The organism is Pseudomonas helmanticensis, assembly GCF_900182985.1.
GTDB lineage: Bacteria > Pseudomonadota > Gammaproteobacteria > Pseudomonadales > Pseudomonadaceae > Aquipseudomonas > Aquipseudomonas helmanticensis.
The window spans coordinates 4,102,727-4,116,959 of the sequence record NZ_FXUY01000001.1 but is presented as its reverse complement, the minus strand read 5'-3'; the positions used below and the strand labels follow the sequence as shown (position 1 = coordinate 4,116,959).

At 59.8% G+C, this 14,233-nt stretch carries 15 protein-coding genes; 10 read left to right on the top strand and 5 right to left on the bottom strand.

All coding sequences use genetic code 11. From position 1 onward, the window contains the following. Nucleotides 1-78: 78 nt before the first annotated feature. From QOL84_RS18385 to QOL84_RS18370, 4 genes are all read left to right on the top strand, one after another. The gene (locus QOL84_RS18385) at nt 79-1,092 is read left to right on the top strand and encodes a sulfate ABC transporter substrate-binding protein (RefSeq protein ID WP_038367242.1); all 1,014 of its coding nucleotides are present in this window, start codon (nt 79-81) and stop codon (nt 1,090-1,092) included. 205 nt (nt 1,093-1,297) lie between these two features. Further along, nucleotides 1,298-2,116, top strand: coding sequence for a sulfate ABC transporter permease subunit CysT (cysT, locus tag QOL84_RS18380; protein WP_008080019.1), 819 nt, complete (start codon nt 1,298-1,300; stop codon nt 2,114-2,116). 13 nt (nt 2,117-2,129) lie between these two features. Then, entirely contained in the window at nt 2,130-3,002 is an 873-nt protein-coding gene (gene cysW / locus QOL84_RS18375) for a sulfate ABC transporter permease subunit CysW (protein ID WP_108224225.1), read from the top strand. Nucleotides 3,003-3,005: 3 nt separating this feature from the next. After that, nucleotides 3,006-3,995, top strand: a complete 990-nt coding sequence (locus QOL84_RS18370) for a sulfate/molybdate ABC transporter ATP-binding protein (protein ID WP_283438108.1) — start codon at nt 3,006-3,008, stop codon at nt 3,993-3,995. 114 nt (nt 3,996-4,109) lie between these two features. On the opposite strand, the gene QOL84_RS18365 is transcribed toward QOL84_RS18370, so the two are convergent. Beyond that, nucleotides 4,110-4,637, bottom strand: coding sequence for an Mpo1 family 2-hydroxy fatty acid dioxygenase (locus tag QOL84_RS18365; RefSeq protein WP_283438107.1), 528 nt, complete (start codon nt 4,635-4,637; stop codon nt 4,110-4,112). An 84-nt stretch (nt 4,638-4,721) separates the two neighbouring features. On the opposite strand from QOL84_RS18365, the gene QOL84_RS18360 reads away from it, so the two are divergent. Beyond that, entirely contained in the window at nt 4,722-5,399 is a 678-nt protein-coding gene (locus QOL84_RS18360; RefSeq protein ID WP_283438106.1) for a Crp/Fnr family transcriptional regulator, read from the top strand. 159 nt (nt 5,400-5,558) lie between these two features. On the opposite strand, the gene uraH is transcribed toward QOL84_RS18360, so the two are convergent. Together uraH and QOL84_RS18350 are read right to left on the bottom strand one after the other, a co-directional pair. After that, nucleotides 5,559-5,969, bottom strand: a complete 411-nt coding sequence (gene uraH, locus QOL84_RS18355) for a hydroxyisourate hydrolase (protein WP_283438105.1) — start codon at nt 5,967-5,969, stop codon at nt 5,559-5,561. A gap of 12 nt (nt 5,970-5,981) precedes the next feature. Next, nucleotides 5,982-6,467, bottom strand: coding sequence for a GlcG/HbpS family heme-binding protein (locus QOL84_RS18350; protein WP_283438104.1), 486 nt, complete (start codon nt 6,465-6,467; stop codon nt 5,982-5,984). Nucleotides 6,468-6,602: 135 nt separating this feature from the next. On the opposite strand from QOL84_RS18350, the gene QOL84_RS18345 reads away from it, so the two are divergent. The 4 genes from QOL84_RS18345 to QOL84_RS18330 all read left to right on the top strand — a co-directional run bounded on the left by QOL84_RS18345 (nt 6,603) and on the right by QOL84_RS18330 (nt 10,236). Next, entirely contained in the window at nt 6,603-7,283 is a 681-nt protein-coding gene (locus QOL84_RS18345) for a heavy metal response regulator transcription factor (protein WP_129387443.1), read from the top strand. Next, nucleotides 7,273-8,661 carry a heavy metal sensor histidine kinase gene (locus tag QOL84_RS18340; RefSeq protein WP_283438103.1) on the top strand — a complete coding sequence of 463 codons (1,389 nt, stop codon included), beginning with the start codon at nt 7,273-7,275 and terminating at the stop codon, nt 8,659-8,661. The genes QOL84_RS18345 and QOL84_RS18340 overlap by 11 nt, the downstream gene beginning before the upstream one ends. A gap of 110 nt (nt 8,662-8,771) precedes the next feature. Next, nucleotides 8,772-9,020, top strand: a complete 249-nt coding sequence (locus QOL84_RS18335; protein ID WP_283438102.1) for a helix-turn-helix domain-containing protein — start codon at nt 8,772-8,774, stop codon at nt 9,018-9,020. Beyond that, nucleotides 9,013-10,236 (top strand): type II toxin-antitoxin system HipA family toxin, encoded by a 1,224-nt coding sequence (locus tag QOL84_RS18330; protein WP_283438101.1) that lies wholly within the window; start codon nt 9,013-9,015, stop codon nt 10,234-10,236. The genes QOL84_RS18335 and QOL84_RS18330 overlap by 8 nt, the downstream gene beginning before the upstream one ends. 3 nt (nt 10,237-10,239) lie before the next feature. On the opposite strand, the gene QOL84_RS18325 is transcribed toward QOL84_RS18330, so the two are convergent. Next, entirely contained in the window at nt 10,240-11,244 is a 1,005-nt protein-coding gene (locus QOL84_RS18325; protein WP_283438100.1) for an AraC family transcriptional regulator, read from the bottom strand. 100 nt (nt 11,245-11,344) lie between these two features. Here QOL84_RS18325 and QOL84_RS18320 point away from each other — a divergent pair, with 100 nt between their 5' ends. Then, entirely contained in the window at nt 11,345-12,415 is a 1,071-nt protein-coding gene (locus QOL84_RS18320) for a fatty acid desaturase (RefSeq protein ID WP_283438099.1), read from the top strand. A gap of 200 nt (nt 12,416-12,615) precedes the next feature. Here the strand turns inward: QOL84_RS18320 and QOL84_RS18315 are convergent, their stop codons facing one another. Then, nucleotides 12,616-14,226 (bottom strand): arylsulfatase, encoded by a 1,611-nt coding sequence (locus tag QOL84_RS18315; protein WP_283438098.1) that lies wholly within the window; start codon nt 14,224-14,226, stop codon nt 12,616-12,618. Nucleotides 14,227-14,233: the final 7 nt, after the last annotated feature.

Here is a 14,233-nt window from a genome sequence, read left to right as displayed (position 1 = left end):
TCCGATCTTTAGCCGGCAAACCCGATTCCAGATATTCATAAGAAAAAGCCACCACCAAGAATTCCAGGAGCTTTCACCATGTCGTCGATTCGCCGTTACGCTTTGGCCGCCCTGGCCAGCGCTGTGTTTGCCGGTTCCGCGGTTGCCAAGGATTACGAGCTGCTCAACGTGTCGTATGACCCAACGCGCGAGCTGTATCAGGACTACAACGCCGAATTCATCAAGTTCTGGCAGAAAGACCACGCCGGCGACACCGTGAAAATCCAGCAATCCCACGGCGGTTCGGGCAAGCAGGGCCGTGCGGTGATCGACGGTCTGCGCGCTGACGTAGTGACCCTGGCTTTGGCCGGCGACATCGATGAAATCGCCAAACTCGGCAAGACCCTGCCCGCCGACTGGCAGAAGCGTCTGCCGGAAGCGAGCACGCCGTACACTTCGACCATCGTCTTCCTGGTGCGCAAGGGCAATCCGAAAGGCATCAAGGACTGGGGCGATCTGGTCAAGAACGACGTCTCGGTAATCACCCCGAACCCAAAAACCTCCGGCGGTGCGCGCTGGAACTTCCTCGCCGCGTGGGCCTATGGCCTGAAAGCCAATGGCGGTGACGAAGCCAAAGCCAAAGAATACGTACAGACCCTGTTCAAGCACGTGCCGATCCTCGACACCGGTGCGCGCGGTTCGACCATTACTTTCGTCAACAACGGTCAGGGCGACGTGTTGCTGGCCTGGGAAAACGAAGCGTTCCTGGCGCTGAAAGAAGATGGCGGCGCTGACAAGTTCGACATCGTCGTGCCTTCGCTGTCGATCCTCGCCGAGCCGCCAGTGGCCGTGGTCGACAAGAACGCCGAGAAGAAAGGCAACGAGCAGATTGCCGAAGCCTATCTGAAGCACCTGTACAGCCCGGCCGGTCAGGAAATTGCTGCGAAGAACTTCTACCGTCCGCGTGACAAGGACGTGGCTGCGAAGTACGCCCAGCAGTTCCCGAAACTGGACCTGGTGACCATCGACAAGGACTTCGGCGGCTGGAAAACCGCGCAGCCGAAATTCTTCAACGACGGTGGCGTGTTCGACCAGATTTATCAGGCGCAGTAATCTGACTACAAAACTGTGGGAGCGGGCTTTTGTGGCGAGGGGATTTATCCCCGTTGGGCAGCGAAGCTGCCCCAAAACCATCACATGCGGTGTATCTGGTTTTCCGCATTTGCCGATTTTGGGGCTACTGCGTAGCCCAACGGGGATAAATCCCCTCGCCACAGGGTTCACTCCCACATTGATGCGTTTTTAACCAAGGACTTTTATGTCGCGTCGTATCTCCCCCGTCATACCCGGCTTCGGGCTGACGCTGGGTTACACCTTGGTGTACCTCAGCCTGATTGTGCTTATCCCCCTGGCGGCGATGTTCGTCCACGCCGCCCAACTCACCTGGGATCAGTTCTGGGCGATCATCTCCGCACCACGGGTGCTGGCGGCATTGAAGCTGAGCTTCGGCACCGCGCTATGCGCCGCGATCATCAACGGCATCATCGGCACACTGCTGGCGTGGGTACTGGTGCGCTACACCTTCCCGGGGCGCAAGGTGATCGACGCGATGATCGATCTGCCGTTCGCGCTGCCGACAGCGGTGGCCGGCATCGCGCTGACCGCGCTGTATGCGCCGGCCGGACTGGTCGGCCAGTTCGCTGCAGACCTCGGTTTCAAAATCGCTTACACCCCACTGGGTATCACTTTGGCGCTGACCTTCGTCACGCTGCCGTTCGTGGTGCGCACGGTGCAACCGGTGCTGGCCGACATTCCCCGTGAAGTCGAAGAAGCCGCCGCGTGCCTCGGTGCGAAGCCTTTGCAGGTGTTCCGCCATATTCTCGTCCCCGCGCTGCTGCCCGCCTGGCTCACCGGTTTTGCCTTGGCCTTTGCCCGTGGTGTCGGCGAGTACGGTTCGGTGATTTTCATCGCCGGCAACATGCCGATGAAAACCGAGATCCTGCCGCTGCTGATCATGGTCAAACTCGACCAATACGATTACACCGGCGCTACCGCCATCGGCGTGCTGATGCTGGTGGTTTCCTTCGTCCTGTTGCTGCTGATCAACTTGCTGCAGCGGCGCATCGAAACCCCATAAGGAGGCGCGAACCATGTCCCAATCGTCTATTGCGGCCGCCTCTTCGGCCAACGCTGCACGCCGTGGCAGCGCCACTTCGCGCAGAGTCTTGATCGGTCTTGGCTGGCTGGTCTTCTTCCTGTTTCTGCTGCTGCCGCTGTTCATCGTCGTATCGCAAGGCTTGAAAAACGGCCTCGGTGCCTTCTTCACCGCGATCTTTGAACCGGATGCCCTGTCGGCACTGAAACTCACGGTGTTCGCCGTACTGATTTCGGTGCCGCTGAACCTGGTGTTCGGCGTCAGCGCCGCATGGTGCGTGAGCAAGTACTCGTTCCGTGGCAAGAGCATGCTGGTGACGCTGATCGACCTGCCGTTCTCGGTGTCGCCGGTGATCGCCGGTCTGGTCTACGTGCTGATGTTCGGTGCGCAGGGCCTGTTCGGGCCGTGGCTGCAGGATCACGACATCCAGATCGTCTTCGCCCTGCCGGGCATCGTGCTGGCGACGATTTTCGTCACCGTGCCGTTCGTGGCCCGCGAGCTGATTCCGCTGATGCAGGAACAAGGCACACAGGAAGAGGAGGCCGCGCGCCTGCTCGGTGCCAACGGCTGGCAGATGTTCTGGCATGTCACTGTGCCGAACATCAAGTGGGGCCTGATCTATGGCGTGGTGCTGTGTACCGCGCGGGCCATGGGTGAATTCGGTGCGGTGTCGGTGGTCTCCGGGCACATTCGCGGGGTGACCAACACCTTGCCGTTGCACGTCGAGATCCTCTACAACGAATACAACCACGTGGCCGCGTTCGCCGTGGCGAGCCTGTTGCTGATCCTGGCGCTCTTCATCCTGCTGCTCAAGCAGTGGAGCGAAAACCGTATCAACCGCCTGCGCGCCAGCGCCGCGGAGGAATAATTCATGTCGATCGAAGTGCGTAACGTCAGCAAGAATTTCAATGCGTTCAAGGCGCTGGACAACATCAGCCTGGACATTCACAGCGGTGAACTGGTCGCGTTGCTCGGCCCATCGGGCTGCGGCAAGACCACGCTGTTGCGGATTATCGCCGGTCTGGAAACCCCGGATCAGGGCAAAATCGTCTTCCACGGCGAAGACGTCTCCGGCCACGACGTGCGTGATCGCAACGTCGGTTTCGTGTTCCAGCACTACGCCTTGTTCCGCCACATGACCGTGTTCGACAACGTCGCGTTCGGCCTGCGCATGAAACCGAAAAACCAGCGCCCAAGCGAAAGCCAGATCGCGGTCAAGGTTCACGAACTGCTGAACATGGTGCAGCTGGACTGGCTGTCGGATCGTTATCCGGAGCAGTTGTCCGGTGGCCAGCGTCAGCGCATCGCCCTGGCCCGCGCCTTGGCGGTAGAGCCGAAGGTGTTGCTGCTGGATGAGCCGTTCGGCGCCCTTGATGCCAAGGTGCGTAAAGAACTGCGCCGCTGGCTGGCGCGGTTGCATGAAGACATCAACCTGACGTCGGTATTCGTGACCCACGACCAGGAAGAGGCGATGGAGGTTGCTGACCGTATCGTGGTGATGAACAAGGGCGTGATCGAGCAGATCGGCTCACCGGGCGATGTCTACGAAAACCCGGCCAGCGATTTTGTTTATCACTTCCTCGGCGATTCGAATCGCCTGCTGTTGAGCGACGATAATCACGTGCTGTTCCGTCCGCACGAGGTGTCGTTGTCCAAGCATGAGCTGGAGGATCACCATGCGGCTGAGGTGCGTGATATTCGGCCGTTGGGCGCGACTACGCGGGTGACGTTGAAGGTTGAAGGGCAGACTGATTTGATCGAAGCCGAAGTGGTCAAGGATCACGACAGTCTGATCGGCTTGGCCAAGGGTGAGACCCTGTTCTTCAAGCCCAAGGTCTGGCAGAAAGTCGCCAGCCTCTAAGATCAAAAGATCGCAGCCTGCGGCAGCTCCTACAGTGGTTTCGGTTGGTCACACATTTTGTGATCGACCAAATCCACTGTAGGAGCTGCCGCAGGCTGCGATCTTTCAAGCGGCCTAAGCCGCCGCTTTGCCATTCGGATTAACCCGCACCACCCCCGCCCGCGCCTCGATCTGCTCTTTCAATTCATGCCGCATCCCGAGCATGAACGCCAATTCGGCCACGACAAACAGCGGCCCGACAATCAGCCCCGACACATCATCGACAAACGCCGGTTTGCGTCCTTCATAGTGATGCCCGACAAACTGGATCACCCAGCCGATCACAAACATCGCCACACCGCTGCTCAGCCAGACCATGGTGCTCTGCTGCGCCAGAACATGCCCGGCCCAAACAGATAGTCCCATCAGCACCGTCATCAGTACGCCCAACTTCACTTCCAGGCGCAGATAAAACCACGCCGAGGCCAGCGCCAACACAACGGCTGGAGATATCCAAAATCCACCCAGCAACCATTCTGGCCGCGACAACAACACGGCCACCGCCACCACGATCAGCGGAATACCGATAAAGTGGCTGGCGATGTTGCGCGGATCGCGGTGGTAGGCGGCGTATTGACTGAGATGGTCGACGAGGCTTTTCATTGTTGTTCCTCCGGTAGGGTTGATTGCATCATCCCTCGGGATCAGGTTTCGCTCTGTCAGGCAGGCGACAATCCAGGAGTGTTTATGCAAATGCGTTCGCGGCTGATGAGCGGCCAGTGGTTCAGTCATCTGCCGGTGTCCTTTCAGGATAGTCTGCTGGCCGCGGCCCGGGAGCGGCGGCTGACGGCGGGGCAACGGTTGTTCCAGCGCGGCGATGCGCCTTGCGGTTTGTACGCGGTGCTTGATGGCGCCGTGCGCATCGGTGCGGTCAGCGAGCAGGGCAAGGAGGCGTTGTTGAGCCTGGTGGAGGCGCCGCACTGGTTTGGCGAAATCTGTCTGTTCGATGGTCAGCCGCGCACCCATGACGCCTATGCCGTCGGGCCGTGCACCCTGCTGAATATTCCGCAGGCGACGCTGCTGAAACTGCTCGACGAACAGCCGGTGTATTGGCGGCATCTGGCGCTGCTGATGAGCCACAAACTGCGCCTGACCTTTATCAACCTCGAACAATTGAGCCTGCTGCCAGCGCCGGCACGTCTGGCCCATCGCTTGCTGATGATCGCCGAAGGCTACGGCGAACTCGATGCGCCGCGCCGGGTGCTGCAACTGCCGCAGGAGCAACTGGCGTCGATGCTGTCGCTGTCACGGCAGACCACCAACCAGATTCTCAAGGATTTTCAGGGGCAGGGGATTATCGGGCTCGGGTACGGCGAAATCGAAATCCTCGACGCAACGCGCTTACGCGCCTTGGCCACGATCTAAAAACTCACACCGATCCCCTGTTGGAACTGGCCCCTGTGGCGAGGGGATTTATCCCCGTTGGACTGCGCAGCAGTCCCATTTTTAGGGCCGCTGCGCGCCCCAGCGGGGATAAATCCCCTCGCCACAGGGGCCAGTTCCCATAGGGGTTTTGCGTGGGGCTCAGGAACCGCGATAGGTCGAGAAGCCGTACGGGCTGAGCAGCAGCGGGATGTGGTAGTGCTGATCCGTCTGTTTTACCTCGAAAATCACCGGGATCTCCGGGAAGAACGTGTCGTGCCTGATCTTCTTGAAGTACTCGCCGGTCTTGAACACCACGCGGTATTCACCCGCCTCAAAAGGCTGCCTGGCCGGGAACAGTTCGGCAATCCGCCCTTGTTCATTGGTTGTGCCCTGAGCCAACGGCTGCCAGTTCTGGCCGACGTGTTTCTCCAGCGTCACGTCGATGCCCGGCGACGGCAAGCCGTTTTCCAGATTGAGCACGTGCACGCTCAAGGGGTTTCCAGCGGCCAGCGCCAGGCTTGAGAAAGCACTCATGCCGAGCGCGGCGAAAGTCATGCGCAAAGTATTCATCGATGCATCTCCTTATTGGGAACGGGTGGTGGCCAGACCGGTTTTTTCGGCAGCCTTGAGCGCACAGTTTTCGTCTTGCTCGCCGCCGCCGGAACCGGCCACGCCCATGGCGCCAACCAGCTCATCAGCGGCGAACAGCGGAATTCCGCCACCGAGCAACAGCAACTCGTCGAGGGTGTTGAGGTTGGCGGTTTCCGGGTTGTTGCGAGCACGTTCGGCAAACAACCGGGTCGCGGTTTTCGTCGACAGCGCGGTGTACGCCTTGCGCTGGCTGGCGGCAGTGTTGTGCGGGCCGACACCGTCGCCGCGCAAGGTCACCAGCAGGTTGCCCCCACGGTCGAGCACCGACACGGTGCCGGTGCAATTGCTCATTGCCGTGTTGGCCAGCAGTTGCGCGGTTTTCAGGTCGAGGTCGGCATGGCGCGGCAGTTCAGGGCTTGCGAACACGCTGGCGCTGAGGCTGAAGGCGAGGCTGGCGACAAGGTATTTGACGGTCATGGGCAGGCTCCAAAAGCTAAGGTCGCCACCTTAATCGCCGGTCTTCGTCAGAACCTCGTCAGTCTGATTACAAGTTTGTAATGGGCAACGCCGCCGAAGGCGCCTAGCCTGTGTGCCTGTCAATCGAGGTGTGCCATGCGTTTGCTGGTCGTAGAAGATGAAGCCAAAACCGCGAATTTCCTCGCCAAAGGCCTGGGCGAGTCGGGTTTTGCCGTGGACGTGGCGCTCAATGGTCTCGATGGCCGTTACTTCATTGAGCAGCAGGAATACGACCTGATCATCCTCGACGTGATGCTCCCCGGCCTCAACGGCTGGCAGTTGCTGCAACTGATCCGCCAGCGCAGCGCAACGCCGGTGTTGTTCCTGACGGCCAAGGACGCCATTGAAGACCGCGTACGCGGCCTCGAACTGGGTGCCGACGACTATCTGCTGAAACCCTTCGCCTTCGCCGAACTGCTCGCGCGCGTGCGCACATTGCTGCGCCGTGGGCCGATGCGTGAAGCCGAGTCGTACAGCATCGCCGATCTGGAAATCGACGTGCTGCGCCGTCGCGTCAGTCGCGGTGGTCAGCGCATTTCCCTGACCAATAAAGAGTTCGCCCTGCTGCAACTGCTCGCCAGTCGCCAAGGCGAAGTGCTGTCGCGCACGTTGATCGCCTCGCAGGTGTGGAACCTGAATTTCGACAGCGACACCAACATGGTCGAAGTAGCAGTGCGACGTCTGCGCGCGAAAGTCGATGACCCGTACATGCCGAAACTGATCCACACCGTGCGCGGCGTCGGTTATCAGCTGGAAGCTCCCGACGATGCGCTCTAGGTCGATCGCCTGGCGCCTGGCGCTGGCGTTCGCACTGGTCTGCGCGTTGGTGCTGAGCGCGATTGGCGTATTTCTCTACCGTTCGCTCGCGTCGGAAATCGCCTATCGCGACGACCTCGCGTTGCTCGGTCGACTGGAGCAAGTGCGCGCCTTGCTCGCCGACAGCGACAGCCTGGGTGCCTTGCAGGCGCGACCACGGCTGTATCAGAACATGCTTGGCAATCTCGACAGTCTGCTGCTGGTGCTGCGTGCCGACGGTTCAAGCGTGATCGCGATCAATCCCCGTCAACGCGATTTGCCTGCGCTGAACGCCATCCCCCGCGAGCACACGCCACAGCGTTCCGATGTACTCACGTGGCAAGCGCCGGACGGTGCTGAACTGGCGCTGTTGTCCGGCGCGGCGCAAGGGCCGAACGGCGAGCCGCTGACGGTGATCGCCGGCAAAGTGCTGAGTGAGCGCGAGCAGATGCTCGGCAGCTATCGCATGCGCTTGTACCTGTCGGTGGGACTGGGCGCGTTGCTCGCTTTTGCCTTGGGCTTGCTGTTGCTGCGCCGGGGCCTGCAACCGTTGCGGCAGTTGAGCGAAGCGGTGCGCGGCATCGATCTGCGCAGCCTCGATCAACGCTTGCCCGCCAATGGCACGCCTGCCGAACTGCTCGAACCGGTGCAGGCGCTCAACGGCATGCTGGCGCGGCTGGACGACAGCGTGCAGCGCCTGTCGCAGTTCTCCGCGGACCTCGCCCACGAAATCCGCACGCCGTTGCACACCTTGCTCGCCAGTAACGGCCAGGCACTGAATCATCCGCGCAGCACGGCGGAGTATCAGGAAGTTCTGGCTTCGAATATGGAAGAGTTTGAACGGCTCAAGCGCATGGCGGAAAACCTGATGTTTCTCGCTCGTGCAGAACAGGCTGAGCGCGCGCTGAATCTGCAAACGCTGGATTTGCACAGTGTTGGTAGCGAGTTGTGTGATTATTTTGAAGCGTTGGCCGATGACCGCGATCTGCGGCTGGACAATCGACTGCTCGGTGAATTGTTTGCCGATCAGCAACTGTTGCAGCGGGCGCTCGGCAATCTGTTGGCCAATGCTGTGCGTCACGCTGATCGCGGATCGGTAATCAGTTTGCGTCGTCGCGACGAGCCAGGTGAGTGCTGGTTGCAGGTTCACAACCATGGCCAGGCGATTGCGCCGGAGCATTTGGGCAAGCTGTTCGACCGCTTCTACCGCGTTGATCCTTCACGAGCAGAGCCGGGGGATTCGGGTGGGCTGGGTTTGGCGATCGTGCAGTCGATCATGCAGTTGCATGGGGGACAGGTTCGGGTCAGCAGTGATGCTGACGGCACTGTTTTTGAGCTGGGGTTTGTGCTGAGCAAGTGATTCCTTCGTGATCACTCGGAACTAGGCTAATCTTGTTCAGTGAGTGCATCAAATGCGATGCAAACTATACATATATCGAATTTTGCACCGCATTTGATGCAGGTAATCATATGGAACAGCTAGGCGAACTAATCAAAGCCCTGCGCAAGGCGAACAAAATGACCCAACAGGCATTGGCTCAGCAATACGGAATGAGCCGCGCGACGATCTCGGGGATAGAAAACAACACCATTGCGGAAATCGGCCTGCGCAAAGTCGAAGCGATCCTCAACGGGTTTGGCTATGAGCTGACTGCGGCTCCACGGCAGGCTCGCCGCCCGACACTCGATACGCTGCAAAAGGTCAGCTTCCATGACTGAGTCATCGGATCGATTAAACGTCAGTGTCGGCGGACAAGCGGTGGGAACGTTGGCGCGCGGGCAAGATCGAGTCGACAGCGTCTTCAATTACCGCGAAGAAGCCAGTGCTGAGAATGCCGTGTCACTGACAATGCCGTCCCGGTTGGAAAGTTATGGTTGGGAGCATGGCATTCATCCGGTTTTCGAGATGAACCTGCCCGAAGGCGCGCTTCGTGATGAGCTGGTCCGGCGTTTCAGCAAAGCGGTTCGCGGCTTCGATGACTTTGCATTGCTGGCCATTGTCGGCCCCTATCAGCTCGGTCGATTATCCATTGCCGGCGCATCGATGACGGATCGCCCGCCTGAAACGTCGCTTGCCGATCTGCTGGTTCACGATGGTGCGCAAGACTTGTTCGAGGATCTGTTGCAAACCTATGGCCAGTATTCCGGGGTATCAGGAGTGCAGCCCAAAGTACTGGTGCGTGACAGTGCGGCTGCGATTGATCGCCTGACTCATCGGGGATCCACTCATCTGGTTAAAGCTTTTCGCGCCGATGAATATCCGCAGTTGGCAACCAACGAATACTTTTGCATGCGTGCTGCGCAACACAGCGGGCTTGAGGTGCCGCAGTTTGAGCTGAGCGAACATGGCAAGTTTCTGGTTATCGAGCGCTTTGACCTGAGCGCTACAGGCTACCTCGGTTTTGAGGACTTTTGCGTGCTCAACGGTTGGCCCTCGAAAGCCAAATACGACGGCTCTTACGAAGGCGCGGCCCGGCAGATCAAAGCATTTGTTTCGCCTGCATTGCTCAATCAGGCGCTGGAAGCATTTTTCAAAATTGTGGCTTTGTCCGCAGGCTTGAAAAACGGCGATGCACATCTAAAAAACTTCGGTGTGTTGTACGAAGACTGTGGCGAGAAATCGACAATCAGACTCGCGCCCGCATACGACATCATCACCACGTCGGTCTACATAAAGCACGACAGCATGGCGTTGCTCTTGGGTGGCTCGAAGGCTTGGCCCAAGCACAAAATGCTGGTGCGTTTTGGCCGGACGGTCTGCAACCTGACTGAGGCGCGTTGCAGTGAATTACTGCTGCAAGTTGCTAACGGCATGCTGGTGGCGATGGGCGAAATGGCGGAGTACAGCGCAACTCATCCAGCTTTCGCCGAGATGGGGGCTGCCATGATCGAACAATGGTCGTCCGGTATGGAGCGAAGTCTGGCTAAAGGCTGACGATCAGCGCAACCCATCCCGAAACTGCCCCGGCGTCATCCCCGTCCAGCGCTTGAACGCGCGGCTGAAGCTGCTGGTATCAGCGAACCCCAGCAGATAACTCACCTCACTCAGCGAACACTGCGGATCGCGCAGGTGCAGCAGCGCCAGATTCTCGCGGCTCTCGTTCAATAAGGTATCAAAGCGACAACCCTCATCCGCCAGATGCCTTTGCAAGCTGCGCAAACTCAGGTGCAGCGCCTGGGCAATCCGTTCAGCACTTGGCTCACCTTCCGGCAATTGTTCTTCAATGGCATCGCGCACCTTGCGCTCCCAGGTCAGCGGTTTGAGCTGGGCCATCGTGCGTTTGAGCACGGCTTCATTGTGCTCGGCGAGTTCCGGGTTGGCGTCGTCGAGGTGGCTGTCGAAGTCGGCGAGGGCGAACTCCAGGCGATCCTCGGCACAGCCGAAATGCACCGGGGCGCGGAAGACTTTGTGCCATTGGTGCGCGTCGGCCGGCTCCGGGCGGCGCAGATAAACGGCCAGCGGCGCGTAATCGCGGCCGAGGCGATTGCGGCAGGTGCGCACATAGATTGCGGCGAACGCATCGATGGCTTCGAAGGCCGGCGCCGGATTGCCTGACGGAATTTTCAGACGAAATTGATAGCGATCATCGCTACGACTCAGCTCCAGTTCCAGCGCATCGCTGACCACCGGGTGATAACGCACGATACGTTCAAACACTTCCCGCAAACTGCCGCTGGCGACCAGCGCATATCCGAGCGCATGAAAGGTGGTCGGGCTGACGAACCGCGACACCCGCAGACCAATCGCCGGGTCGCCGCTGACCTGCACGGCGATTTCCCACAGGCGGGTAGTGCCGGACAGTGGATAGCGCGCGTTGGGGTCGTCCATCAACTGCGGATCGAGCCCGGCCTGTTGGCACAGGGCAATGCTGTCCAGTCCCAGCGCGTCGAGTTGCTTGCGCAAGGCACGGGTCCAGCTGGCGAGGGAGGTCGGTTCCTTCATGCTGATTGGCGCTTCCGGTCAACAGGTTGGCGTTCTCGGCTACCGTAAGTGAAGCCTTGGCGAGGCACGATGCGAACATCATAAACCCGAGGATGGAAGCATGGACGGTACTTCTGCAAGTCTCCAGCGACACAATGCGGCCCAGCGATCAGCGCATATTCGCGAAGTGGTGCTGGCCAAAGGCGTCGAACTGCGCGAGCGCTACCCGATTCTCAAGCATCAGGACGCGTTGGGCGCGGGGATTCTGGCCTTGGCCCTGATCGGGATGATCGGCTCGGCGGCGCTGTACATCAGCGGCCATATGGCGTGGTGGGTGTGCCTGTTGCTCAATGCGTTTTTCGCTTCGCTGACCCATGAGCTGGAGCATGACCTGATCCACAGCATGTATTTCCGCAAGCAACGCGTGCCGCACAATTTGATGATGGGCCTGGTGTGGCTGGCGCGGCCGAGCACGATCAATCCGTGGATTCGTCGGCATCTGCACCTCAATCACCACAAGGTCTCCGGCACCGAAACCGACATGGAAGAGCGCGCGATCACCAACGGCGAGCCGTGGGGTTTTGCACGGTTGCTGATGGTCGGCGACAACGTGATGTCGGCGTTTATCCGCATGCTCCGAGCCAAGACCTGGGCGCACAAGTCCAGCATCATCAAACGCACGTTGAAGGTCTACGCGCCGCTGGCGCTGGTGCATTGGGGCGCTTGGTATGTGTTCCTGGGCTTCCATGCGGCCAATGGCGTTGCGTATCTGCTGGGCGCGCCGATTGAATGGTCAGCGACGACGTTGTCGGTGATGCAGGTGATCGATATCGCTGCCGTGGTGATCATCGGCCCGAACGTGTTGCGTACGTTCTGCCTGCACTTCATCAGCTCGAACATGCATTACTACGGGGACGTTGAACTGGGCAACGTGCTGCAGCAGTGTCAGGTGCTGAACCCCTGGTGGTTGTGGCCGTTGCAGGCGTTCTGCTTCAACTTTGGCAGCAGCCACGGGATTCATCATTTTGTGGTGAAGGAGCCGTTTTATATCCGCCAGATGACCGTGCCGGTGGCGCATAAGGTGATGCGCGAGATGGGCGTGCGGTTTAATGATTTCGGCACGTTTGGGCGGGCGAACCGGTTTGTTCGCAGGGATGAAATCGCGGTGGCTGGGGAGGCGGTGGAGGCCTGACGAGTTGCCCTCACCCTCGCCCTCTCCCGGAGGGAGAGGGAACCGATTGGGGGATATTGAAGAGTTACGCCGACGTGAAAGTGCTTCGTTGAATCCATAATCGACTCGTTTTCACAGGTCGATATTTAACGGAAGACACCTCGGTCAGTCCCCTCTCCCTCAGGGAGAGGGTTAGGGTGAGGGGCTTTTGATCTTCCCCTTCAATCCGGCTGAAACGGCGACTCACTCAAAATCACCCCGGTCTCCTCGACATACTGCTGCCAATGCCCGATCAACGCGCTGAGCTTCTCCGGTTGGCTCACCGCCAGGTCATGAATCTCTCCCGGATCACTGCTCAAATCATAAAGCTGCCAGGTCGCCGGTCCTACCGGCCCCGGGATCCACACCGCTTTCCACGACCCCTGCCGAATCGCCCTTCGCCCAAACAATTCCCAACCCGTCACCGTGTGTTCGTCATGCACCTGCGCGGTCTCGCCCGACAAGAACCCCAGCCACGATTTGCCACGCAGCGGCGCCACCGGTTTGCCGTGCCAGAGCTTGCCCGGATGACGCACGCCCGCCAGATCGAGAATCGTCGGCGTGATGTCCATCACTGTGCCGAAGCCATGGCTGATCTGCCCTTTGAGCGCCAACTGCGGATAGTGCAGCAGCGCCGGCACGCGAATCCCGCCCTCAGTAGTAAACGCCTTGAACAACCGCGATGGCGCGGTCGCTACCTGCGCCCAGTTCGGCCCGTACCACACGTAGGAATTGGCCCGGCCAATGTTGTCGAGGCTGTTGTCGTAGTGCTGGCTGAGATACGTCACCAGTTCCGGGCCGAACTTGGGGAACGCTTCCAGCAGCGCGCCTTCGGCACCGTTGTCGGACATGAACAGGATGAACGTGTTGTCGAGCTGCCCTTGCTGGCGCAGATAATCGACCACCCGGCCGATGTTCCAGTCCATGCGCTCGACCATCGCTGCATAGACCTCCATCGCCCGTGCGGAGATCTGTTTTTGCTCCGCGCTCAGCGCGTCCCATTGCTGGGTCAACTGAATCAGCGGATGCGGCTCAACGTCCGGCTCGATCAGGCCGAGTTCTTTGAGTTTTTCCAGTCGTTCCAGGCGCAACACTTCCGGGCCAGCGTCATAGCGGCCACGGTATTTCTCGACGATATCGGCGGGTGCCTGCAACGGCCAGTGCGGCGCGGAGAATGGCAAGTAAGCGAAGAACGGCCGGGTCTGGTCACGTTCCTTGAGGTATTGCAGCAACTTGTCGCCAAAGGCATCGGAGGAATAGAAATCCTTTGGCAATTCGTCGATGAAGGTGTCGTCTTCGATGTACAGCGCCGGGGTGGATTTCAGCAGGCCGGGGGTTTGCTCATCGTAGGTCGGCTCGAAACCGTAGTGGTTGGCCGCGCCGGGCAGCAGCGAAAACGAGCGCTCGAAACCGCGCGCATGCGGCGCCAGTTCGGCTTTCAGGCCCAAGTGCCATTTGCCGCTCATCAACGTCTGGTATCCGGCCTCGCGCAGCAGTTCCGGCAAGGCGACGACGCGGTCGTTGAGGTAGCCCTCGTAACCCGGCTTGCCGATCAGATCCGGGGTCAGCGTTTCGGCCATGGTGCCGATGCCGGCGATGTGGTGGTCGGTACCGGTGAGCAACATCGAGCGGGTCGGCGAGCAGGTCGGTGCGGTATGAAAATCGGTGAGGCGCAGGCCGTTGTTGGCCAGGGCATCAAGGTGCGGCGTGGCGATTTCGCCGCCGAACGCACCGATGTCGGAGAAGCCGAGATCGTCGGCCAGAATCACCAGAAAATTGGGACGTTGCGGCATCGCAAAA